Origin of the sequence: Stenotrophomonas sp. FR012 (assembly GCF_047520565.2) — a bacterium.
Taxonomy (GTDB): Bacteria; Pseudomonadota; Gammaproteobacteria; order Xanthomonadales; family Xanthomonadaceae; genus Stenotrophomonas; species Stenotrophomonas sepilia.
The window spans coordinates 1-23,443 of sequence record NZ_JAXBQL020000015.1; the positions used below are offsets into that span (position 1 = coordinate 1).

Genomic DNA, 23,443 nt, shown 5'->3' on the forward strand with positions numbered 1-23,443 from the left:
CATGAACCTCGGTTGCGCGATTTTTACCAGTCGCTACGAGCCCGTGGCAAGGAAGGCAAGGTGGCCATCGTGGCAGTGATGCGGAAGATGCTGGTGATTCTCAACGCCCGCGTGCGCGACGCTCAAGGCGGATCGATCCCCGCCTGAAGCCAGCCTGCGCGTGTCCCAAAAGGCTGCCGGCCAGCGGCCGGCACTACCGTGCCCGTCTCATGGAGGGGCCAGGCCCCTCCGTCAACACAGTTGCTACAGGGACGTACTTGCGGCGTGTCCTGCCTGCGTCACCCGTCCCCCTCAAGCCACCATCAATGCAGGCGCCGCGAACAACGCTGTAACCCTACTTCGCATACTGCCCGCCGCAGTCGGCGTCCTTGCCCGGCCCCAGCTCGATCGTCGCCAGCAAGGCCGCCGGCGGGGCGATGCTGCCCAGCGCCAGGGCCACCGCACCGCGGATGCCCAGCGCCTTGAAGTCCGGGCGGAACGACGGGTCCTTGAACGTGCCGGCAATGTGCAGCGGCGAGCGCAGTACCAGGATGCTCTTGTCCTTCGGGCGCGGCTTCAACAGCAGGTCCAGGGTTTCGTCGCGCAGGCTGACGGTGCCTTCGCCGATGAGGATCGTGTCGGTGGTGTCCACCGCCAGCGCCTGGCTGGTCATCAGGCCGTCGCGCACACCGAAGTCGGCGAAGGCGCAGCGCAGGGGAATCTGCTTGTCGCCGGTCACCAGGAATTTCAGCGATTCGGTGATATCCAGGCCGGCCAGCTCCATCACCAGGTTGCCGACATGGCCACGGCCCATCGCCAGGCCGACCTTGCCGCTGCTGCTGCCGAGCATCGCGGCGATCGAATTGCCGCGGCCACTCAGGTCCACCTCACCGCCGATGCCGCCCTTGGCCTGTTCGGCCAGCTTGGCATCGGGGAACAGCTGGCCCAGCTGAACGCCGCGCACGCTCGCCTTCAGCGCAGTGCTGATCTGCGGCTGGCGTGCGTCCATGCGGATGGTGCTGCGGATATCGCCGCCGGCGACGCCGAAGTTCAGTGGTGCCAGCCGCAGCACCCCGTCATCCAGCAGCAGATGGGCATCCATGTCGTCCAATGGCAATGACGGTGCGTTGATGCGGTGGGCCTTCCAGCGCACATCGGCATCCATCGCACGCAGCTTGCCGAGGTTGTAGGGCGTGTCCGGAAGCACGCGCGCGCGCGCGGCCACCCGTGCGGCCTCGGCCTTCTGCTCCGCATTGGCGGTTTCGCCGCCGCCGGTCTTCGGCGGCGCGCCGACGAAGCCGGCCAGGTCATCGAAGTCCAGGCGCTTGGATTCCAGCGTCGCGGTCAGCCGCGGACGGTCGCGGCCCACCTCGAACTGAAGACTGCCACCGAGGTCGCTGTCGCCCACCTTGCCGGTGAAACCGTCGTAACTCCAGACGTCGTGGTCGCGTTTCAGGCGACCGTTCAGCGCGTAGGGCGGGGACGGCGGAATGGCGATGCCGAGCAATGGGTAGAGATCGGCCAGGTCCTGGCCACTGAGTGCGAACTGCAGGTCGAACACGCGCAGCTGGAACGGATTGGTCAGCGTGCCGCTGGCCACCGCGTGGGTGGCGCCGGCGCGTCCGTCGAGGTGGATGCGGAACGGGTGGTCGCTGTTGGTCAGTTCCAGCGGTGATTCGGTTCCGCCCTGCAGGGTGAACGGGTTTCCCTGCCAGTGGCCCTTGCCCTGCACCAGCAGCGGCGGCGAGGCATCGGCCTGCTTCGGCTGGCCGCTGCGCACGCCCACGCGGATATCAGTACGGCCCGGTGCGTCGAGGAACTGCAGCCGGCCGTCGTCGATGCGCAGGCGCTTGAGCTGCGGGCTGGCGCCGCCAGCGCTGTCACCGAGGAAGTCCCAGTTGCCCGGTTCGCCCTTGCGAGGGGCGGTTTCCAGCAGCACGTCCGGTCGGGTCAGGCGCACTTCCGGCAGCTGCACGCTGCCGCGCAGCAGGGGCCACACGCGCACATCGATCTCGACGCGGTCGGCCGTGGCCATGTTCGGCTGCCTGGCCCAACCGGCATTGGCGAAGGTGATCGCATCGGCACGGATGGTGCTGGTCCGGCCGAGGTCGACATCCAGATGGCCGATGTGAAGTGCGCGGCCGGTACGGGCCTGCACGGCGTGCTCAACCGGGCCCTTGAACCAGTTCCAGTCCCACAGTGCGATCAGTACCAGGATCGCCGCGAGCAGGAAGATCAGCAGCGTCAGCCAGCGCCGGCCTCGCGGGCCGGGGCGGCGCAGGCGCCAGCGGTTCGTGCGCTTTGTGGCAGGGGAGGCGGCGGCATTCACGCTGCCATGGTTGCCCCCTCATCGTGGACGGGGCGCGAAGCGTCCATGTGCGCGGCGTGCACGCGCCACGCACGGGCCGGTGCTACAGCACCTGCATGGTGACCGCGACGAAGTGGCAGACGCTGCCACCGATGACGAACAGGTGCCAGATCGCATGCGAATAGGGAATCGATTCGCGGTGGTAGAAATAGGTGCCCAGCGTGTAGGACAGGCCGCCGGCCAGCAGCCAGCCCAGCGTCCAGCCGTCGATCGAGGCCAGCATCGGCTTGACCGCCACGATCACCAGCCAGCCCATGGCCACGTAGATGGCAGTGGACAGGCGCTTGAAGCGACCGGTGTAGAACAGCTTGAACACCACGCCGGCCAGGGCCAGGGTCCAGATCGCGGCGAACAGGCCCCAGCCCCACGGGCCGCGCAGGCCGATCAGGGTGAATGGGGTATAGGTGCCGGCGATCAGTACGTAGATCGCACAGTGGTCGAACACTTTGAGCCGGCCCTTGGCGACCGGGTGCTGGATGGCGTGGTACAGGGTGGACGCGGTGTACAGCAGCAGCAGCGCGATGCCGAACACGATGGCGCCGGCCAGCTGCCAGCCATCGCTGTAGATTGCGGCCAGGGTGATCAGCACCGCGCCGGCGCCCAGGGCGAGCACGGCACCGAGGCCATGGGTCAGGGCGCTGGCGATTTCTTCGCGGATCGAAGCAACGGAAGTCGTGGACATGGCGTAGGCATCGTTCGCGGGGAGGGGGACCCGCACCCCCCTATCATCGCCGCGATGGGCGGCACGTGCACGCCCGTCACCGTATGGTGGGTGAATCCCTGGGTTGCGCCGTTGGTCCCGTGATCCGTCAATCGCCGCCATGCGTGGATGAACCGCCCGCGACGGCTGGGGCCGGAGTCCTTTTCTGTGGAAAGGGCTCCGACCCCGTGGCATCAGCCTGCCGAAACGGTGTGCGCCGCTTCGCGTGTGGCCGAGAAACGCACATCCGGCGAGCGTTCCTGGGCCAGCTGCAGGTTGACCCGGGTCGGAGCGAGGTAGACCAGGTGGCCGGCCGCATCCAGCGCCAGGTTGAGCGCGTTCTTCTCGCGGAACTCTTCCAGCTTCTTCTCGTTGCTGCAGTGGACCCAGCGCGCAGTGGTCACGCTGACCGGCTCGAAGGTGGCTTCCACACCGTACTCGTCCTTCAGGCGGTAGGCGGCCACGTCGAACTGCAGCACGCCGACGGCACCCAGGATCAGGTCGTTGCTGGTCAGCGGGCGGAAGAACTGGGTCGCGCCTTCCTCGGACAGCTGGGCCAGGCCCTTCTGCAGCTGCTTGAGCTTGAGCGGATCACGCAGGCGTGCGCGGCGGAACAGTTCCGGGGCGAAGTTGGGAATGCCGGTGAAGGTCACCGCTTCGCCTTCGGTGAAGGTATCGCCGATGGAGATGGTGCCGTGGTTGTGGATGCCGATCACATCGCCGGGCCACGCTTCGGCTGCGATCTCGCGGTCGCTGGCCATGAAGGTCAGCGCGTTGGCCAGCTTCATTTCCTTGCCGGTGCGCACGTGGAAGGTCTTCATGCCGGCGCTGAAACGGCCCGAACAGACCCGCATGAATGCCACGCGGTCACGGTGCTGCGGGTCCATGTTGGCCTGGATCTTGAACACGAAGCCGGTCAGCTTGTTCTCTTCCGGTGCGATTTCGCGGCCGGTGGTGGTTCGCGCCTGCGGCGACGGCGCATGCTCGACGAAAAAGTCCAGCAGCGGCTGCACGCCGAAGTTGTTCACGCCCGAGCCGAAGAACACCGGGGTCTGCTTGCCGGCGCGGTAAGCGTCCAGATCGAACGGATGGCTGGCGCCCTGCACCAGTTCCAGTTCGTCGCGCAGGTCGGCCAGCATCTGTGCACCGATCTTCTCGGCCAGGCCGGGCGCATCGATGGACGGGAAGATGGTCGAGTCCTGGCGGGTGAAGTTGCGACCCGGTTCGTACAGGTGCACTTCGCCGGTCAGCAGGTGAACCACGCCCTTCAGGCGCTGGCCCATGCCGATCGGCCAGGTGACCGGCGCGCACTGGATGCCGAGCACGGTCTCCACTTCATCCAACAGCTCGATCGGGTCCTTGCCCTCGCGGTCGAGCTTGTTGATGAAGGTCATGATCGGGGTGTCGCGCAGGCGGCACACCTCCATCAGCTTGATGGTGCGCTCTTCCACGCCCTTGGCTACGTCGATCACCATCAGCGCCGAGTCCACTGCGGTCAGCACGCGGTAGGTGTCCTCGCCGAAGTCGGCGTGGCCAGGGGTGTCGAGCAGGTTGACGATCTTGCCTTCGTACGGGAACTGCATCACCGAGGAGGTGACGGAGATGCCGCGTTCCTTTTCCAGCGCCATCCAGTCGGAGGTGGCGTGGCGGGCGGCCTTGCGGCCCTTGACCGAACCGGCCATCTGGATCGCGCCTCCGAACAGCAGCAGCTTTTCGGTCAGCGTGGTCTTGCCGGCGTCAGGGTGGGAAATGATGGCGAAGGTGCGGCGACGCGACGCTTCGGTGGCGACTTCGGACATGGCAGTGGCGCCCGCCCGGGGCGCTTTTCAAAGAGATAAGCGCCCGATTATACCGGCCGGGGCCGGTCAGCGCCCGATACCGCCGTCGGCCTCGCCGTGGCGGGCGAACTGCAGCTGGCCCTGCCCGGCGAAGATGCGCACCGGCACCGAGCGCAGGCCCATGCCGCGGTTGACCTGCACCACGAAGTGCAGGTGCGGCGCAGTGCTGTAGCCGCTGTTGCCGGACAGGCCGATCGGTTGCCCGGCTCCCACCGCCTGGCCGCGGCGCACGCGCATGCCGCCGGCCTGGAGGTGGCCGTACAGGGCCATGCTGCCGTCGCTGTGCAGCACGCGGACGAAATTGGCACGGGCACCATCGCGCTCGCGGTCCTGGCCGTTGCCACGGAAGCCATCCTGGATCTGCATCACCGTGCCCTCGCGCGCGGCCAGCACCAGGGTGCCCTCCGGCAGTGCGAAGTCGACCGCGTCGCGGTTCTCCTCGTCGTCATGGCTGAATCGCCCCTGCGGCGCCTGGTCCACACGCAGGCGGGCCGCATCGAACGGCAGGCGATAGCCGACATCTTCGGCCTGTGCGGCAGGGTTGCCCGGCACCGACTGCAGGCGCAGATCCAGCATGCGGCCATCGATCGGGGCGGGCAGGTGGCCGACCACCAGGCTGCTGTCGCCCTGGATCAGCGACTCGACCGGGAGGCCTTCGACCGGGTGTCCGGGGGCGGCGCGCAGCTGGATCTGCAGCGGCCCTGCCAACCCGTTGTCGATGCGCGCCTGCCATTGCGTACCGACCGGCTGCAGGCGCAACCGGGCCATGGGGGCGGCGCCCTCGGCACTGCCTGCGCGGGTGGCAGGCGCGGAAGGGGGAGCCAGTCCCCAGCCCTGGCGCCAGTCGCCGGCGTGTGCGGTCGCGCTCGCCAGCAGAGGCAACAGCAGGCAGGACAGGGGCAGGCGCGGCATCGGCGTTTCCAGCGAGAGGACCGCCGGGACTGTACCCGATCCTGAACGGGGCGACCGGGACGGCCCTCGCAGACTGATTCTGGAAATATCTATCGCTTTATCCGCATGAAGGGATTGACAGTGCCGGAAAGGGCTGGCATCGTGGCTCCACCATCGAGACCGGCAGAGGGACAGGCCCTTTGAAGCCGGGGCAGCCCGCAGGCGCGCAAGCGTCTGCGTAGGTGCCAAATCCTGCGGGGACCGTGGCGTCCACCGAAAGATGGTTCGAACCATGCACCCCACGTGCATCTCGAACGCGGGCCCGCGAAGGCTCGATGGCCGATTCCCCAACCGGATCCCGCCATGAGCTTCGCTGCCAGTACCGCCATTCGCCCCGAGCCCTTCGTCCCCGTCAGCGTGCCGGTCGCAGACCGCGTGCACGCCGAGCGCGGTGAGTTCGCCGCGGTGCTGTCGATGCGCCATGCAGGCCCCAGCCCGGTGCGCCTGCGCTATGAGTGGGTGGGCCCGGCCAACGCGCCGGTGGTGGTGCTGGCCGGTGGCATTTCCGCCCATCGCCACGTGGCGTCCAACGCACAGTTCAGCGAGAAGGGCTGGGCCGAAGCGCTTGTGGGTGCCGGCCGCGCGCTCGACCCGCAGCAGCTGCGCGTGCTGGCCTTCGATTTCATCGGTGCCGACGGTGCACTGGATGTGCCGATCGATACTGCCGACCAGGCCGATGCGCTGGCGCTGCTGCTGGACCATCTCGGCATCCGCACGCTGAAGGCCTTCGTCGGCTATTCGTATGGCGCGCTGGTCGGCCAGCAGTTCGCGATCCGTCACCGCGCCCGCGTGCGCCAACTGGTGCTGGCCAGCGGCGCGCACCGCCCGCATCCCTATGCCGCCGCGTGGCGCGCGCTGCAGCGCCGCGCGGTTGCGCTGGGCCAGCTGCAGTGCGGCGAAGACCACGGCCTGGCCCTGGCCCGGCAGTTCGCCATGCTCAGCTACCGCACCCCGGAAGAATTCGGCGAGCGCTTCGACGCTGCCCCGGAGGTCATCAATGGCCGCGTGCGCGTGGCCGCCGAAGACTACCTCGACGCCGCCGGCGCGCAGTACGTCGCGCGCACGCCGGTGACCGCCTACCTGCGCCTGTCCGAATCGATCGACCTGCACCGTGTCGACCCCGCCGCGATCCTGCCGCCGACCGTGGTGGTGGCCGTGGAGGGCGACCGCCTGGTGCCGCTGGCCGACCTGGTCGGCCTGGTCGAAGGGCTGGGCCCGCGCGGCAGCCTGCGCGTGCTGCGTTCGCCCTATGGCCACGACGCCTTCCTCAAAGAAACCGATCGCATCGACGCGATCCTCGCCACCGCCTTCCGCACCTCTGGAGAGTCCGCATGAGCCTGCACGCCAACGAGCCGTCCTGTAGTCGCACCACTGCCGCCGTCCGTGCGGGCATCGATCGGGACACCGCGCATGGCGCGGTCACGCCGCCGATCGTGCTGTCGTCGAACTTCAGCTTCGAAGGCTTCGGCAACAAGCGCCAGTACGACTACACGCGCAGTGGCAACCCGACCCGCGACCTGCTGGGTGAGGCGCTGGCGGAACTGGAAGGCGGCGTCGGTGGTGTGGTCACCGCCACCGGCATGGGCGCGATCAACCTGGTGCTGAACGCACTGCTGCAGCCGGGCGATACCCTGGTGGTGCCGCACGATGCGTACGGTGGCAGCTGGCGCCTGTTCAATGCGCTGGCCCGGAAGGGCCACTTTGAACTGGTCACCGCCGACCTGACCGATCCGCGCGCACTGGCACAGGCGTTGGCCACCCAGCCGAAGCTGGTGCTGGTGGAAACGCCGTCCAACCCGCTGCTGCGCATCACCGACCTGCGCTTCGTCATCGATGCCGCGCACAAGGCCGGCGCACTCGTGGTGGTCGACAACACGTTCCTGTCACCAGCGCTGCAGCAACCGCTGTCGTTCGGTGCGGACCTGGTGCTGCATTCCACCACGAAGTACATCAACGGCCACAGCGATGTGGTGGGCGGGGCAGTGGTCGCGCGTGATCCGGCAGTGCACGAGCAGCTGGTGTGGTGGGGCAACGCGCTGGGCCTGACGGGTTCACCGTTCGATGCCTTCCTGACCCTGCGTGGCCTGCGCACGCTGGATGCGCGCCTGCGCGTGCACCAGGAAAATACCGCCTCGATCGTTGCCCTGCTGGACCAGCATCCGGCCGTCGGCAGGGTGTACTACCCGGGCCTGGCCGAACATCCCGGCCATGCCATCGCGGCGCGCCAGCAGAGCGGTTTCGGCGCGATGCTGTCGTTCGAGCTTGCGCACTGCGCCGGTGAAGATCCGCACGCGGCAGTGCGCGCATTCGTGGATGGCCTGCGCTGCTTCACCCTGGCCGAATCGCTGGGCGGCGTCGAAAGCCTGATCGCGCATCCGGCGACCATGACCCATGCGGCGATGACCGCCGAAGCACGCGCAGCGGCCGGTATCAGCGAAGGGCTGCTGCGTCTGTCGGTCGGCATCGAGGCCGAGCGCGACCTGCTGGCCGATCTCGGTGCCGCGCTGCAGCGCGCCGAAGTCGTGATCGATGCGGCCGCACGCCGCAAACAGGTGGTGGATGCATGAGCGCACTCGCTGCTGAAATTCCGGCGCTGGGCGCGGGACGCCTGGCGCTGCTCGGTACTGGCACAGTCGGCTCGGCCTTCGTGCAGCGCTACCAGACGCTGCGGGCTCGCGGGCTGGAACTGCCGAGCGTGCAATGGCTGGCCAACTCGCGCACTGCGCTGGAGATCGATCGTGACCTGGCGTTGCCGCTGGAACTGGCGCGACGTGCGCCACGCGATGGCCAGAGTTCGCCGGCGTGGGCCAGCACCGAAGGGCTGGAGCGTGGCGATGTGGTGGTCGATGCCACCGCCAGCGAAGACGTGGCCGCACGTCACGTGCAGTGGCTGGCGCGCGGCATGCATGTGGTGACAGCCAACAAGCTGGGCCGTGGTGCGCAGCTGTCACGCGCGCAGGCCATTGCAGACAGCTGTGCCGACAGTGGTGCGCGCTATGGTGACAGCGCCACCGTCGGTGCCGGGCTGCCGCTGCTGAGCAGCCTGCGCGCACTGGTGGCCGGTGGTGATCACATCCATGCCATCGAGGGCGTGCTGTCCGGTTCGCTGGCGTGGCTGTTCCATCGCTATGACGGCAAGTCGCCGTTCTCGGCGGCGGTGCGCGAGGCGCTGGCGGCCGGCTACACCGAGCCGGATCCGCGACTTGACCTGTCCGGCGAGGACGTGCGCCGCAAGCTGCTGATCCTGGCCCGCAGCAGCGGGCTGGCGCTGGATGCTTCGCAGGTGCAGGTGGACTCACTGGTACCTGAAACGCTGGCCGCGTTGCCGCTGGAGGTCGCAGTGGCTGCGCTGGAGCAGCTGGATGCGCCGCTGCAGGCGCGTTGGCAGCGGGCACGCGAAAACGGCCGCGTGTTGCGTTTCGTCGGCCGTGTTGACGGTGGGGGTGCGCAGGTGGGCCTGCGCGAGCTGCCGGCCGATCACCCGTTGGCGCAGGGTGCGGGGACCGACAATCGCGTCGCCATCCACAGTGATCGCTACCGTCGCCAGCCGCTGTTGATCCAGGGCCCGGGTGCGGGCGCGGAAGTCACCGCCGCCGCGTTGCTGGATGACGTGCTGCGCATCGTCGGCTGATCGCACAGTTCTTGTAGAGCCGAGCCCATGCTCGGCTGCTCCTGGCGAGATCCCCTCCTGCTGGATAAGCCGAGCATGGGCTCGGCTCTACACGAGCACGCTAGCTGATCAGCGGGATTTCAACGCCTTCAACAAGGCGCTGTTGAACTGCTTCGGGTCCTGCACCTGCGGCGAATGGCCCAGTTCGGCGAAGTCGACCAGCGTCGCGCCGGGAATCGCTGCGGCCGCCGCCTTGCCGAGCGCTGGATAGTTGCCCAGCGTCGCCTTCACCGAAGCCGGCGCCAGGTCGCGGCCGATCGCGGTGCGGTCCTTCTGGCCGATGAACAGCGTGGTCGGCACCTGCAGGTTCTTCAGTTCGTAGACCACCGGCTGGTTGAACACCATGTCCGAGGCCAGCGCCTGGCTCCATGCGACGGCCTGCTTGCCGGGCCCTTCGTACATGCCTGACTGCATCCGCGCCCAGGGTTCGTAGGCCGGCTTCCATTTGCCGTCGTAGTACACATCCAGCTGGTAGCGGCGGATGCTGTCGTAGCTGATGTTCATTTCACCGGCATACCACGCGTCGACGCCGCGCCAGGGCACGCCCAGCGCCTTCCAGTCTTCCAGTCCGATCGGGTTGACCAGCGACAGGCTGCGCAGGTCCTGCGGGTACATCAGCGCGTAGCGCACGGCCAGCATGCCGCCCATCGAATGCCCGACCAGGTGCACCGGCACGTCGCCCAGTTGCAGCTGCTGCAGCAGGGCATGGGTATTGGCTGCCAGCTGTGCGAACGTGTACTGATAGCGCTCGGGCTTGCTGGATTTGCAGAAGCCGACCTGGTCCGGAGCGATCACCCGATAGCCGGCGGCAACCAGTGGCTTGATCGATTCCTTCCAGGTGGCGGCGCAGAAGTTCTTGCCGTGCAGCAGCACCACCACACCGATGGGCGCCTTCTTCGGCGCGATGTCCAGGTAGGCCATTTCCAGCGGCTGCCGCTGCGATTCCAGTGCGAAGGTCTTGACCGGATAGCCGTAGTCGAAGCCCTCAAGCCGCGGCCCGTAGGTGGGGGCGGCCAGGGCGGTCAGCGGAAGGCAGGCAAGCAGGGCGGCAGCGATCACGCGCATGGGGCAATCCGGGGTGGGGGAGCCCCGAGCCTAACCGGAACGCGGTGACGGTGTCGTCCGACCGGCCAGGGACAACGGGGTAGAGTCGACTGTCAGTCGACTGCTCTTCGATCAGACCGCGAAAATCCCGCGCTGCACGCGATAGTCGACCAGCGGTCGACTCTACCCAGGGTCATCAGCACTCGATGACGTTCACCGCCAGGCCACCGCGGCTGGTTTCCTTGTACTTGTCCTGCATGTCGCGGCCGGTATCGCGCATGGTCTTGATCACCTTGTCCAGCGACACCTTGTGCTTGCCGTCGCCACGCATCGCCATGCGCGAGGCATTGATCGCCTTCACCGCGCCCATCGCGTTGCGTTCGATGCAGGGAATCTGCACCAGGCCACCGATCGGGTCGCAGGTCAGGCCCAGGTTGTGTTCCATGCCGATTTCCGCGGCGTTCTCGATCTGGCTGGGGTTGCCGCCCAGTGCCGCGACCAGGCCACCGGCCGCCATCGAGCAGGCCACGCCAACCTCGCCCTGGCAGCCCACTTCGGCGCCGGAAATCGAGGCGTTTTCCTTGTAGAGGATGCCGATCGCCGCCGAGGTCAGCAGGAAGTCGAACACGCGCTGTTCGTTCGCGCCCGGGCAGAAGCGATCGAAGTAGTGCAGCACCGCCGGCAGCACACCGGCCGCACCGTTGGTCGGCGCAGTCACTACGCGGCCACCGGCAGCGTTCTCCTCGTTCACTGCCAGTGCGTACAGGTTGACCCAGTCCAGCGTGGTCAGCGGGTCGCGCATCGCCGCTTCCGGCTTCGACGACAGTTCGCGGTACAACGCCGGCGCACGACGGCCCACCTTCAGGCCACCCGGCAGCACGCCTTCCTCGCGGATGCCGCGCGCCACGCACGACTGCATCGCACTCCAGATCTCGCGCAGCCGCGCGCGGATCTCGTCTTCGCTGCGCCAGCACTTCTCGTTCTCGAACATCAGCTGGGCAATGCTCAGGCCGCTGCGCGCGGTCTGCGCCAGCAGCTCGTCGCCGCTCTTGAACGGGTAGGGCAGCGGGGTCTCGTCGGGCACGATGCGATCATCGGCCGCGTCGTCCTGGTTGACCACGAAGCCGCCGCCGACCGAATAATAGTCGCGGGTGGCGATCACTTCGTCGTCGGCGTTGTAGGCAGTGAAGCGCATGCCGTTGGTGTGGTAGGGCAGCTTCTGGCGCTTGTTCATGCCGAGGTCGCGCTTCTCGTCGAAGGCGATCTCGTGCTGGCCAATCAGCTGGATGCGCTTGCTGCTGCGGATGCGCTCCAGCGTGGCCGGAATGATGTCCGGATCGATCAGGTTCGGCCGCTGGCCTTCCAGGCCCAGCAGGATCGCCTTGTCGGTGCCGTGGCCGCGGCCGGTCAGTGCCAGCGAGCCATAGACATCGGCGCGGATGCGCGCGACCTCGTGCAGGCGGCCCGGGTCGAGCAGCCAGCGATGGATGAATCGCTCGGCGGCCTTCATCGGCCCGACGGTGTGCGAGGAACTCGGGCCAATGCCGATCTTGAAAACGTCGAACGTGCTGACAGCCATGGTTGCCGTACTGCGGGTACCGGAAGAGATCGCTATTCTAGCGGTTCACGCCGCACTTCCATGGCTGCGGCGCAGCATTTCCGCCACGGGAGCCCGGCCGGTGTTGACCCTTATCCAACGTGACGATTGCCACCTGTGCGACATGGCCCTGGCCGAGCTGGCCAGGGCACGGGCGCCGGAGTTCGAATCGGTGTTCCTGGACGACCAGCCGGCGCTGGAAGCGCGCTATGGCACGCGGGTGCCGGTGCTGCGTGACGAGCGCGGCGACCGCGAGCTGGACTGGCCGTTCGACGCGGCCACGGTTCAGGCGTGGTTGGCCGTCGATCGGTAGTGCCGGCCGCTGGCCGGCAACCCCTCTGTTCCCGGTGATGCCGGCCAGCGGCCGGCACTACCAGATGCGGTTTACTTCGCGTCGAACTTCACGATCGTGCTGATCGCGGTTTCGTCCGGGATGGTCTTGGTGTCGGCCCAGTCACCGCCGCCGACGCCGAAGTCCAGGCGCTTGACCGTGGCCTTGCCGGTCAGCACCGGCTGGGTGCCCGGCTTCCAGGTGAAGGTCAGCGTGACCGGCTTGCTGACACCACGAAGCTCCAGGGTGCCATCGGCGGCGAACTGGTCATTGCCCATGGCGCGGAAGCCCTTGGCGGTGTAGCGCGCGGTGGCGAACTTGCCGACGTTGAAGAAGTCGGCGCCCTGCAGGGTCGAGTCACGATCGCTGTTGCCGCTCTTGGCGCCTGCCAGCGGAATCACCACATCCAGCGAACCGGCAGCCGGGTTGGCCGGGTCGAAGCTGAGCTTGGTCGCGAAGCCAGGGAAGCTGCCGGTGAACACTTCGCCGTCGTACTTGGTGGCGAACACCAGGATCGAACCGGCGCCGGGAGCCTGCGCGTAATCGGCAGCGAGTGCCGGAGCGGTGGCCAGCATGCCGGCCAGGGCGGCGGCCACGGCGGCCGGAGTGGTCAGTTTCAGGTTCATCGGTCAATCCTTCTGAGGGGAGGCGAGCCAGCCACGCGGCAACATGCGGGACAGCGTTGCATCGCGCTGGAACAGGTGGTGGTAGAAGGCAGCGCCGGCATGGGCCAGCACCACCGCGATCAACAGCCAGAAGCCGTATTCGTGGAGGGCATGGGACACCGCGACGACCTGCGGGTCGGGGCCGCTCAGCTTGGGCACGTCCACCAGGCCGAACCAACGGAACGGGCGCAGGCCGCTGGCCGAATCGTACAGCCAGCCCGACAGCGGGATGGCGAACATCAGCACATACAGCAGCACGTGGGTGGCACTGGCGATGCGTTCCTGCCAGCTGGGCACGCCCGGCACCGGCTTCGGTGCCCCGGCATACAGGCGCCAGCCCAGGCGGAACAGCACCAGCGCCAGCACGGTGATGCCGATCGACTTGTGCGCGGTGTAGACCCAGAAGTACTTGGGTGTCTTGGGCAGTTCGCCCATGGTCAGGCCGACCACGCCCAGGGCGAGGATCAGCAGTGCGATCAACCAGTGCAGGATCTGGCTGACACTCCCCCAGGCGGCGGGGGTGTTCTTGGCGGTCATGAGGGGTCCTCTAGCGGGCCGTCTTGGGGTCGGAGTGTGGAACGGGAGCGGGAGTTCCCGGGGCGTCGCTGCGGTCGAGGGTGGCTTCCGCCTCGATCCTCAGCTGTACTGCATCACCGATGACGCCCGGCCAGGCGGTGATGCCGAACGCGCGCCGGCTCAGCGTGGTGCTGCCGGAAAAACCGGCGGTGCGTCGGAACGGGGGAAGCGGATAGCGCTTGATGGTGTTGAGGGTCACATCCAGCGTGATTTCCTGGCTGACCCCGCGCAGGGTCAGCGTGCCGATCACGTGGGCGCGCCTGGCATCGATCGGTTCGACCTTGGTGGAGACGAACCGCGCGGTCGGGAAGCGCTCGCCGTCGAGCAGGCTGCGGGCCAAGGTGGCCTGGTTCCACTTGGCATCACCAAGGTCCAGCCGCGACACCGGAATATCCACTTCCACGGTGGCGTCGCGCCAGTTGTCGGGATCGAACCGCACGCGCCCCTCGCTGCCCGATACCGTGCCCATGGCCTGCGAGTAGCCTGCGTGGTCGATCGAGAACAGCACCCGCGTGTGCACCGGATCGAGGCGATAGGTGTCAGCGGCCGCCCAGGCAGGGGCGGTGGCGAGCAGCATCGGCAACAGGGCCAGGCAGGGACGCATCGTTGGCGGGCTCCGGAAGGGGACGCTGCGATCATACGCACAGCCCCCTGCCAACGTTGCGTGCATGGGTGCAACAGTTCGTGGTGGTGCCGCCGCTGGAAACAGGCTGTTGCAGCCATGACCCCGGCCCTGTGTGACAATCGGCGCAGGACAGGGGGTTCAGGATGACGAGCGGCTGGCGCCTGTGGTGCCGTGGCATCGCAGGTATGGGACTGCTGCTGGTGGCGATGGCCACGGCGGCTGCGACCCTGGACATGGCAGAAACACCACGCCTGCGCCGCTTCGGTGCCGCCGAAGGCTTGCCGTCTCGCATGGTGGTGGCGCTGGCCGAGGATCGCCAGGGCCACGTCTGGGCCGCCACCGATGGTGGACTCGCCCGCTATGACGGCAACAGCCTGCGGGTCTGGGAGCACGACCCGGAACAGCCGGGCTCGTTGCCTGGCAACGAGATCGAGACCCTGCTGATCGACCCGCTGGACCGGGTCTGGGTGGGCATCAATGGCAAGGGCGTGGCACGCCTGGATGCCGACCGCGAGCGCTTCCAGACCTTCGATACGGTCAATTCCACCTGCCAGGGGCAGTTCTGGGCACTGGCCTATGTCGACGACGCCTTGTGGATCGGGACCAACAACCATGGCGTCTGCCGTTTCGGCGAAGACGGCAGCGTGCGCCTCTACACCCATGATCCCGCGCGCCCGGGTGGCCTGCCCAGCAACAGCATCTTCACCAGCCTGGTCGACGCGCGGGGCCGCCTGTGGGTCGGCACCGAAGCCGGTGTGGCGCGTTGGAACGGCAGCGGCTTCGAGCCGGTGGCCGCGCGGGAACTGGGGAGGCTGAGCGTGCTCCGGTTGAGCCGTGATGCAGACGGTTCGATCTGGGTAGGCAGCCAGAACGATGGCCTCTACCGCATCGATGGGCAGGACCGGGTCAGTCGCCCGCGATGGGCCGACAGTGCCCAGCTGCGGTCGGCCCTGGTCCTGGCCGATCGCCAGGGGGGCTACTGGGCGGGTACCTCCGATGGCCTGTTGCGAGGGGATGCGGCGGCGTTGCGCCGGCTGGAGGGGGACCGCGGCAGCGGCTTCCTGACCGCGCACAGCGGTGTGCTTGACCTGCTGCAGGACCACGAGGGCGGACTGTGGGTGGCGTTGCTGACCCAGGGCCTGGCCTATCTGCCACCGGACTGGCGGCGCTTCTCGATCTGGAACCAGCTCGACGGCAAGCCGCTGGACAGCCAGTACCTGTTGAGCGCGGCCAGCGACGGGAAGAACTACTACGTCGGCTCGGCGCGAGGGGTGTACCAGCTTGATGCGCAGGGCACCCTGCGCCTGCTGGCCAGCGACCGGCAGCTCGGCAACGGCGTGGTGTGGTCGGTGCTGCCGCGCCCGGATGGTCGCCTGTGGCTGGGACGCGGCGGCCGCATCAGCGTCTACGATCCGGCCACCGGCGCATTGCGTGATCTGCGGATCGATGGCAGTGCCGACCTGCGCCAGCGCATCGACCTGATGCGGCAGGCCCCTGATGGCACGGTGTGGGTGTCGGTGATGGGCCTGGACCTGCAGCAGCGCGATGCAGAGGGCCGGCTGCTGCACAGTCATCCGCTGGAACATTTCCGCGGGACGGCCGATGCGCCGATCGAGCAGATCCGCTTCGACGCCCACGGCCGGGCCTGGGTGATGGGCGACATGGGCATCTGGCGTGAGCAGGCCGGACGCTTCGAGGCAGTGCCCGGCGTTTCGCGCGGCCCGATCTACGATCTGGCATGGATCGATCCGCAGCAGTTGTGGCTGGCGCGCCAAGGCGCCTTCGAGCGCTACCAGTGGGATGGCATGAGCCTGCGCCTGATCCAGCGCATCGACGGCAGTGCGGGCGTGCCGCCGGTGACCATGGGGGGGCTGGCGCTGGCCGACAATGGCCAGCTGTGGGCCACGACGCCGCGCGGCCTGCTGCGGTGGGACCCGAAGACGCGGCGCCTGCAACAGTTCAACGAACGCGATGGCCTGTCCGATGCCGAGTTCACCGGTCGGCCACCTGCGGTGAACGCCGATGGCCGCGTGTTGGCGGTTACCCAGACCGGCCTGGTCGCCTTTGATGTGAATGCCGACGACACCATGCTGCCGCCTTCATCGCTGGTGATCGCCGAAGTGCGGGTGCGGCGCGACGACGCACGCGGCTGGCAACCGCTGCCGCTCACCGGCACCCTGCTGCTGGGACCGGACGACCGCGATCTGCAGATCGATGCGCGGCTGCTTTCCTATGCCAGCCCGCAGGGCAACCGGTATCGCTTCCGCGTGCAGGGTTACGACCAGGACTGGGTGGAGCAGGGGGGCGATGGCCAGCGCACCCTGTCGCGGCTGCCGACCGGCCGCTATGTCATCGAGGTGCAGGCCGCGACTGCCCGGGGCGCGTGGACACCTTCGCAGCAGTTGCAGGTGAAGGTGCTGCCGCCGTGGTGGCGCAGCGGCATGGCGATATTCGGCTACATCCTGCTGGGGTCGTTGCTGCTGGTGGTTCTGGTCTGGTCGATCCGCGCGCGGCTGCGCCGCCGCCAGCAATGGCAGCTGACGGTGCACAAGCAGCAGTTGGCCGAGCAGGCCTCGCAGGCCAAGAGCCGTTTCCTGGCTACGCTGGGCCACGAAGTCCGCACGCCAATGACTGGCGTGCTGGGCATGAGCGAACTGCTGCTGGCGACTCCGCTGGATCCGGTGCAGCGCGGCTACGCCGGGTCCATCCAGCAGGCCGGCAGCCATCTGCTGCGGCTGGTCAACGATGCCCTGGACCTGGCCCGGATCGAAGCCGGGCGGCTGGAGCTGGACCTGCGCCCGTTCGATCTGGGGGAGCTGCTGGACCAGGTGCAGGGCCTGATGCAGCCGATCGCGCAGCAACGCCAGCTGGTGTTCCAGCGCGGCGAAGACCCGCCCGGGCCGATCAGTGTCAGTGGCGACGAGATGCGCGTGCGCCAGATCCTGCTGAATCTGCTCGGCAACGCGATCAAATTCACCGAGCGCGGCCACGTCGGCCTGGCCGTACGCCTGGAAGAAAAGGGCGGCCTGTGTTTCGAAGTGCATGACAGCGGCCCGGGCATCAATGCCGAGCAGCAGCAGCGCCTGTTCCATCGTTTCGAACAGGCCGACGGCCCGCGTACCGCGTCGCGCTACGGCGGCAGTGGTCTGGGGCTGGCGATCTGCCAGGAACTGGCGGTGGCGATGGGGGGGCGCATCGAAGTGGACAGCCAGCCTGGCAAGGGCGCGCGGTTCCGCGTGCGCCTGCCCCTGCCCTGGACGCGCCAGGCCGCCAGCGAAGCGGGCGACGTGGCGGCCCTGCCGGAACTGCCGCCGCTGCGCATCCTGCTGGTCGAGGACGATGCCACGGTGGCCGAGGTCATCGCCGGCCTGCTGCGCGTGCGCGGGCATGAGGTGGTCCACGTGCTGCATGGCCTGGGCGCGCTGTCGGAGATCGCCACCGATGGTTTCGACGTCGGCCTGCTCGATCTCGATCTGCCCGCGCTGGACGGTACGGCCATCGCCCGCCAGCTGCGCACCATGGGCTATGAACTGCCGCTGGTGGCGGTGACCGCCCGTTCCGATGCCTATGCCGAAACCCAGGTGCTGGCCGCAGGCTTCGATGGCTTCCTGCGCAAGCCGGTGACCGGCGACCTGCTGGTGACGGCCATCGCCCAGGCGCGTGCGAAACGACAGGCGACTGCGTGACGACGCCGACGCCGGGCGTGAACGGCGCGACTTTCGGTTTACCATGCCGACGCCCGCAGCGCGGGAATCATCAGGACCAGCGTGAGGAGGCAATCGGTGGTGTATCTGCGGGCGGCGATGCTGCTGCTGGTCCTCCTGTGCTGCGCGTTGCCCGCTGCGGCACAGCCGGTGCCTCCGAGCCCGCGGCAGGTGACGGTGTTCGATGGCCTGCCGTCCAATACCGTCAACCGCATGGCCGAGGATCGCTACGGTTACCTGTGGATCGCCACCAACGATGGCCTGGCCCGCTATGACGGCCGCACCTACCGCGTGTGGCGTTCCGAGGATGGACTGCGTGACAACCGCATCTGGACGGTGCTGGTCGATGCCCGCAACCAGTTGTGGATAGGCACCGAGAACGCCGGCCTGGTGCGCATGTCGGCCGACCGCCGCCAGTTGCACTTCTACGACCGCAGCAGCCAGCCGTTGATGGGTACCAACACGGTCTGGAGCCTGGCCAGCACGCCTGATGGCTCGATCTGGTTCGGTACCCACGAAGGCGGCCTGTACCGCCTGGACAGCCAGGATCGCCTGCAGCGCTTCCTGCCCGAGCCGAACAATCCGCGCAGCCTGCCTTCGTCGTCGGTGCCCTACCTGGCCACGCTGGCCGATGGCAGCCTGTGGATCGGCACCAAGCATGGCGTGGCGCGCTGGACCGGGACCGACTTCGAGCGTGTCGGTACGGACATCATCCCCAGCCTTCTGATCAACGGACTGACCGCCGAACCGGATGGCAGCCTGTGGATCAGCACGATGGCCGGCGCCACCGTGCGCCGCCCGGATGGCCGCTTCGAAGCCCCCCCGTGGAAGCTGCCGCCGGGCGAGCAGGTGCTGGGCATGATGCTGCGCGACGAGCAGGGCGGGCACTGGCTGGATACACGCACCGGGCTGGGGCGTGCGGTCGATGGCCAGTACCAGACCGTGCCGCTGTACAGCGCGATCGCGCGCGGTCCGGTACGGCCGAACTGGACCGGTGCCTACGAGGACCGCGAAGGTGGCATCTGGTTGGCCAGCACCAATGCCGGGCTGTGGCACCTGCTGCCACGCTGGTGGCAGTTCTCGGTGCTGTCGCGCCTGGAGGACGACCCCAGCTCGCTGCGCAATGCGCTCGTGCTGGGTACCAGCCCCTCCAGCAACGGCGGCGTCTGGACGGTGGGCAGCCATGGCGCGCTGGACCGCTTCGATCCGAAGACCGGCAGGATCGAGCAGCATCGCACCTGGGTCAACGGCATGCACTGGTTGACCTCGGTGCGTGAGGACCGGCGTGGCCAGGTCTGGATTGGATCGACCGATGCGCTGGTGCGCTACGACCCGCAACGGCGCGAACTGCGTCGTTGGGGCCGTGATGCCGGTGCAGATGCGGCGATGGAAGGGGTGGTCGAAGCGATGATGACCTGCGACGGCGACAGCCTCTGGTTGATGCTGCCCGCAGGCGTGCAGCAGCGCGATCTCGACGGCCACGTGCGGCGCCAGCTGGACAATGGCCAGCGCGGCCTGCAGCAGGGCCAGCTCAACCTCGATGTGGAATGCGGTCCGCAGGACCACATCTGGCTGGCCAGCAGCCGTGGCCTGTTGCAGTGGCTGCCGGAAAGCGAGCGCTTCCAGCCGGTGCCGGGTGCGCCGGCAACGGCGATCCATGCGTTGCATGTGGGCCGTGACGGCCAGGTCTGGTTGTCCGAGGATGGTCGCCTGTCCCGTTACCGCTGGAGCCAGGGACGCCTGGAACGGCAGGCGGTGGTCGGTGCCGAACAGGGCTATCCGGCGATCTCCGCCTCCGGCCTGGTGGTGGATGCGCAGGGCGTGGCCTGGGCGACCAGCGCACGCGGCCTGGTACGTGTCAGTGCCGATGGGCAGAGCGTGCGCCTGTACGGCGTGCACGACGGCCTGCCAAGCCAGGAATTCCGCGAGCACACCTTGATCGCAGCGGCCGATGGCCATCTGGTGGCCGGAACGGCAGCGGGCGCGGTGGTGTTCGACCCGGAGCAGGTACGGCCTTCGGTCCGTCGCGCCCCGCTGGTGATCGAGCGGGTGGAAGTGCGCCGCAACGAGCAGGTGCTGGACATGACCCACGATGCGCCGTTGCAGATCGCCGATGGCGACCGCGACCTGCGCATCGTCGCGCGATTGCTGTCCTTCGCCGACTCGGCGTCCAATACGTACCGCTACCGCCTGGCCGGCTACGACCCCGATTGGGTCGAAGTCGGCCCGGCCGGCGAGCGCCTGTTCTCGCGCCTGGCGCCGGGCAGCTACCGGCTGGAAGTACAGGCCCGGTCGGCCGACCATGTGTGGTCGCGGGTGCAGAGCCTGGAATTTCGCGTGCAGCCGCCGTGGTGGCGCAGCCTGTCCGGCCTGCTGGTGCTGGCGTCGGTCGGGTTGCTGCTGACCAGCTGGTTTGCCTGGCTGTACCGACGCCGCCTGCAGCGGCGGCACGCCTACCAGCTGGCGCTGCACAAGCAGGAACTGGCCGAGCAGGCGTCGGCGGCCAAGACCCGCTTCCTGGCCAACCTTGGCCATGAGATCCGCACGCCGATGACCGGCGTGCTGGGCATGAGCGAGCTGCTGCTTGCCTCGCCACTGGACCCGCAGCAGCGTGGCTACACGCAGTCGATCCGGCATGCTGGCGAGCACCTGCTGCACCTGGTCAACGATGCGCTGGACCTGGCGCGGATCGAGTCCGGGCGCCTGGAACTGCAGTCGCAGTCGTTTGCGTTGAATGGCCTGTTGCAGGATCTGGCGGCGCTGATGGGCCCGCTGGCTGCACAGAAGGGCCTGCGCTTCGTCCTCGACAACCAGCTGCCTGCGGGCCTGCAGGCGACCGGTGATGCCATGCGCGTGCGGCAGATCCTGCTCAACCTGCTGTCGAACGCAGTGAAATTCACCAGCCGCGGCACTATCACCCTGCATGCACGTTGCGATGGCGAGCTGCGTGCGCTGCACTTCGAGGTGCGCGATACCGGCCCGGGCATCAGCCAGGAACAACAGCAGCGCCTGTTCCGCCGCTTCGAGCAGGCCGATGGTGCACGAACCGCCGCGCAGTACGGTGGCAGTGGCCTCGGTCTGGCGATCTGCCGCGAGCTGGCGCATGCGATGCAGGGGCGGATCCAGGTGGAGAGCCAGCTGGGTCGGGGCACCTGTTTCGGCGTGACCTTGCCGTTGCCGCTGGTGGTGAACAGCGATGCCGAGGCATCGGCCGAGGGGCATCGCGACGAAGCGGCGAACATGCCGCCGCTGCGGGTGCTGCTGGTCGAGGACGATGCCACCGTGGCCGACGTGGTGCGTGGCCTGTTGAGCGCACGCGGCCACGAGGTGGTGCATGCCGGCCATGCGCTGGCGGCGCTGCGCGAGATCAGTGCCGGCGATTTCGACGTCGGCCTGCTGGATCTGGACCTGCCGGGCCTGAGTGGTTTCGAGCTGGCCCAGCACCTGCGCAACCAGGGCTACATGCTGCCGCTGCTGGCAGTGACGGCGCGGACCGATCCGGACCTGCAGCAGCAGGTGGAAGCAGCCGGCATTGGCGGCTTCCTGCGCAAGCCGGTGACTGGTGAGCTGTTGGTGGAAGCGATCGCCAGGGCCACGGGTAGGTAGGTTCTGCAGGGCCTGTGGACCCACCCCGCCTTCGACAGAATTCTGCGAGCTGTTGAAATGGCGTGGGGTCAGATCCGTTTCCCGTAGGAAAACGGATCTGACCCCAGATCGATTTCGATATCTGACAGATGTGTCGACCAAGGTCGACACCTACCAAGAGCCGCCGGAATCCGTCAGAGGTGGGGCGGTGTCGCAGTGCGGGGTGTCAGCCGCATGGATGCGGCTGACAAGCCTACAGGGACGTACTTGCGGCGTCCCCGCACTGCGACACCGCCCCGCCAACCCACGGAATGCCGCTTTGGCTGTTGCTGTTGCCGGCCAGCGGCCGGCACTACCGCGGGTGCAGGGCCGCAGGCCCTGCCGAACCATCCTCACTCCGCGACGTGCTCGACCTGCCGCGGTTCGGGCTTGGTGTCAGGCAGCTGCCAGAAGATCATCGTCGAGGTCAGGGTGATCGCGCCCACGCACAGGAATGTGGCATGCAGCGCGGCGGTCGCGCTGTTGCTGTCCAGGTGATTGCCGAACGCGGCCAGCAGGCTGCCGGCCGCCGCAGCGCCGAAACCGGCGGCCAGCATCATCACCATCGACAGCAGGCTGTTGCCGGAACTGGCGAATTCGCGGTCAAGGTCGCGCAGCGTCACGGTGTTCATCACGGTGAACTGCAGTGAATTGACCGCGCCGAAGAACGCAAGCTGCACCAGGCGCCAGGCCAGGTGCTGGCCAGGTGTCATCAGGATGAAGCTGGCCATTGCCAGCCCCACCAGCACGGTGTTGGTCATCAGCACGCGGCGGTAGCCGTAACGTTCGACCAGCTTCACTGCCAGTTTCTTCGACACCATGCCAGCCGCCGCTACGGGCACCATCATCAGGCCGGCGTTCATCGGGCCGAGGCCGAGGCCGACCTGCAGCAGCAGCGGGATCAGCATCGGCATGGCACTGCTGCCGATGCGTGAGAACAGGTTGCCGAGGATGCCGATGCGGTAGCTGGGTACGCGGAACAGGGCCAGCGAGAACAAGGGTGCGGTGGAATTGGCGGCATGCAGCCAGTAGCCCACCAGCGCAGCCAGGCCCGCGACCGTCATCAGCATCACCAGCGCGTGTGGGGTGCCGAGTCCGGAGATGCCGTCCAAGGCCAGCGACAGCACCACCATCGCAAAAGCCAGCATGATGTAGCCGCGCAGGTCGAAACGGGTGCGATGGCTGGCGTAATGGTCGGGCATGATCTTCATCGCGGCGATGAAACCGATCACGCCGATCGGCAGGTTGATCAGGAACACCCAGTGCCATGAGGCGATCTCGACCAGCCAGCCGCCCAGCGTCGGGCCGATCAGCGGGCCGACCAGCGCGGGGATGGCGATGAAGCTCATCGCGCGCAGGAAATCCTCGCGCGGCACCGAGCGCATCACCGCCAGCCGACCGACCGGCAGCAGCATCGCACCGCCGATGCCCTGCAGCACGCGCGCGCCGACCAGCTGGTGCAGGTGCTGGGCCAACGCGCAGGCCAGCGAGCCGAGGGTGAACAGGATGATCGCCACCAGGAAGGTGCGCCGGGTGCCATAGCGGTCGGCGATCCAGCCCGAGGCGGGAATGAAGGTGGCGACCGCCAGCGCATAGCTGAACACCACCGACTGCATCTGCAGCGGGCTCTCGCCCAGGCTGGCCGCCATCGCTGGCAGCGCCGTGTTGACGATGGTCGAGTCCAGCATCTGCATGAAGATCGCCAGGGACACCAGCCACAGCAGGGGACGCTGGCGGTTGTAGGTCGATGGCGATGTGGACATGGGGTGTG

General features: G+C 67.9%; 16 protein-coding genes, 1 pseudogene and 1 riboswitch. Of the genes and pseudogenes, 7 read left to right on the forward strand and 10 right to left on the reverse strand.

Annotated elements, in window-relative coordinates; translation table 11 throughout:
* A pseudogene (locus ACM0O9_RS17855) lies at positions 1–147 on the forward strand (IS110 family transposase); the annotation flags it as partial.
* Positions 148–334: 187 nt separating this feature from the next.
* Here the strand turns inward: ACM0O9_RS17855 and ACM0O9_RS17860 are convergent.
* From ACM0O9_RS17860 to ACM0O9_RS17875, 4 genes are all read right to left on the reverse strand, one after another.
* Positions 335–2,308, reverse strand: coding sequence for an AsmA family protein (locus tag ACM0O9_RS17860; protein WP_414604261.1), 1,974 nt, complete (start codon positions 2,306–2,308; stop codon positions 335–337).
* Between the two features lie 82 nt (positions 2,309–2,390).
* The gene (trhA, locus tag ACM0O9_RS17865) at positions 2,391–3,029 is read right to left on the reverse strand and encodes a PAQR family membrane homeostasis protein TrhA (RefSeq protein ID WP_005418403.1); all 639 of its coding nucleotides are present in this window, start codon (positions 3,027–3,029) and stop codon (positions 2,391–2,393) included.
* Positions 3,030–3,241: 212 nt separating this feature from the next.
* Positions 3,242–4,846, reverse strand: coding sequence for a peptide chain release factor 3 (locus ACM0O9_RS17870; protein ID WP_005418402.1), 1,605 nt, complete (start codon positions 4,844–4,846; stop codon positions 3,242–3,244).
* A 66-nt stretch (positions 4,847–4,912) separates the two neighbouring features.
* Positions 4,913–5,797: a M23 family metallopeptidase gene (locus tag ACM0O9_RS17875; protein ID WP_005418401.1), complete on the reverse strand. Its 885-nt coding sequence runs from the start codon at positions 5,795–5,797 to the stop codon at positions 4,913–4,915.
* 147 nt (positions 5,798–5,944) lie between these two features.
* A riboswitch (SAM riboswitch) is annotated at positions 5,945–6,063 on the forward strand.
* Between the two features lie 76 nt (positions 6,064–6,139).
* On the opposite strand from ACM0O9_RS17875, the gene metX reads away from it, so the two are divergent.
* The 3 genes from metX to ACM0O9_RS17890 are packed head-to-tail and all read left to right on the forward strand — an operon-like array spanning position 6,140 to position 9,467.
* Positions 6,140–7,171, forward strand: a complete 1,032-nt coding sequence (metX, locus tag ACM0O9_RS17880) for a homoserine O-succinyltransferase MetX (protein ID WP_065185432.1) — start codon at positions 6,140–6,142, stop codon at positions 7,169–7,171.
* Entirely contained in the window at positions 7,168–8,403 is a 1,236-nt protein-coding gene (locus ACM0O9_RS17885; RefSeq protein ID WP_005418398.1) for an O-succinylhomoserine (thiol)-lyase, read from the forward strand. Before metX ends, ACM0O9_RS17885 begins: the two co-directional genes overlap by 4 nt.
* Complete coding sequence (locus ACM0O9_RS17890; RefSeq protein ID WP_235649987.1) at positions 8,400–9,467, forward strand: homoserine dehydrogenase family protein; 1,068 nt, start codon at positions 8,400–8,402, stop codon at positions 9,465–9,467. Before ACM0O9_RS17885 ends, ACM0O9_RS17890 begins: the two co-directional genes overlap by 4 nt.
* A 108-nt stretch (positions 9,468–9,575) precedes the next feature.
* Here ACM0O9_RS17890 and ACM0O9_RS17895 read toward each other — a convergent pair whose 3' ends face one another.
* Complete coding sequence (locus tag ACM0O9_RS17895) at positions 9,576–10,571, reverse strand: alpha/beta fold hydrolase (protein ID WP_235649988.1); 996 nt, start codon at positions 10,569–10,571, stop codon at positions 9,576–9,578.
* A gap of 175 nt (positions 10,572–10,746) precedes the next feature.
* On the reverse strand, positions 10,747–12,129 hold the full coding sequence (locus ACM0O9_RS17900; RefSeq protein WP_235649989.1) for an L-serine ammonia-lyase: 1,383 nt from the start codon (positions 12,127–12,129) through the stop codon (positions 10,747–10,749).
* A gap of 100 nt (positions 12,130–12,229) precedes the next feature.
* Here ACM0O9_RS17900 and ACM0O9_RS17905 point away from each other — a divergent pair, with 100 nt between their 5' ends.
* Positions 12,230–12,460: a glutaredoxin family protein gene (locus ACM0O9_RS17905; protein ID WP_032954410.1), complete on the forward strand. Its 231-nt coding sequence runs from the start codon at positions 12,230–12,232 to the stop codon at positions 12,458–12,460.
* Positions 12,461–12,531: 71 nt separating this feature from the next.
* On the opposite strand, the gene ACM0O9_RS17910 is transcribed toward ACM0O9_RS17905, so the two are convergent.
* Genes ACM0O9_RS17910 through ACM0O9_RS17920 form a run of 3 tightly spaced genes read right to left on the reverse strand, consistent with a single transcriptional unit; the run spans position 12,532 to position 14,323 of the window.
* On the reverse strand, positions 12,532–13,104 hold the full coding sequence (locus ACM0O9_RS17910) for a YceI family protein (protein ID WP_005418389.1): 573 nt from the start codon (positions 13,102–13,104) through the stop codon (positions 12,532–12,534).
* 3 nt (positions 13,105–13,107) lie between these two features.
* Positions 13,108–13,680 carry a cytochrome b gene (locus ACM0O9_RS17915; RefSeq protein ID WP_005418388.1) on the reverse strand — a complete coding sequence of 191 codons (573 nt, stop codon included), beginning with the start codon at positions 13,678–13,680 and terminating at the stop codon, positions 13,108–13,110.
* Between the two features lie 10 nt (positions 13,681–13,690).
* The gene (locus tag ACM0O9_RS17920; protein WP_329846121.1) at positions 13,691–14,323 is read right to left on the reverse strand and encodes a YceI family protein; all 633 of its coding nucleotides are present in this window, start codon (positions 14,321–14,323) and stop codon (positions 13,691–13,693) included.
* Between the two features lie 164 nt (positions 14,324–14,487).
* On the opposite strand from ACM0O9_RS17920, the gene ACM0O9_RS17925 reads away from it, so the two are divergent.
* Positions 14,488–18,030, forward strand: a complete 3,543-nt coding sequence (locus tag ACM0O9_RS17925) for a hybrid sensor histidine kinase/response regulator (protein ID WP_414604260.1) — start codon at positions 14,488–14,490, stop codon at positions 18,028–18,030.
* Positions 18,031–18,126: 96 nt separating this feature from the next.
* A complete protein-coding gene (locus ACM0O9_RS17930; protein WP_065178207.1) occupies positions 18,127–21,654 on the forward strand; it encodes a hybrid sensor histidine kinase/response regulator in 3,528 nt (1,175 codons plus the stop codon).
* Between the two features lie 371 nt (positions 21,655–22,025).
* On the opposite strand, the gene mdtD is transcribed toward ACM0O9_RS17930, so the two are convergent.
* A complete protein-coding gene (gene mdtD / locus ACM0O9_RS17935) occupies positions 22,026–23,435 on the reverse strand; it encodes a multidrug transporter subunit MdtD (protein WP_005418383.1) in 1,410 nt (469 codons plus the stop codon).
* Positions 23,436–23,443: the final 8 nt, after the last annotated feature.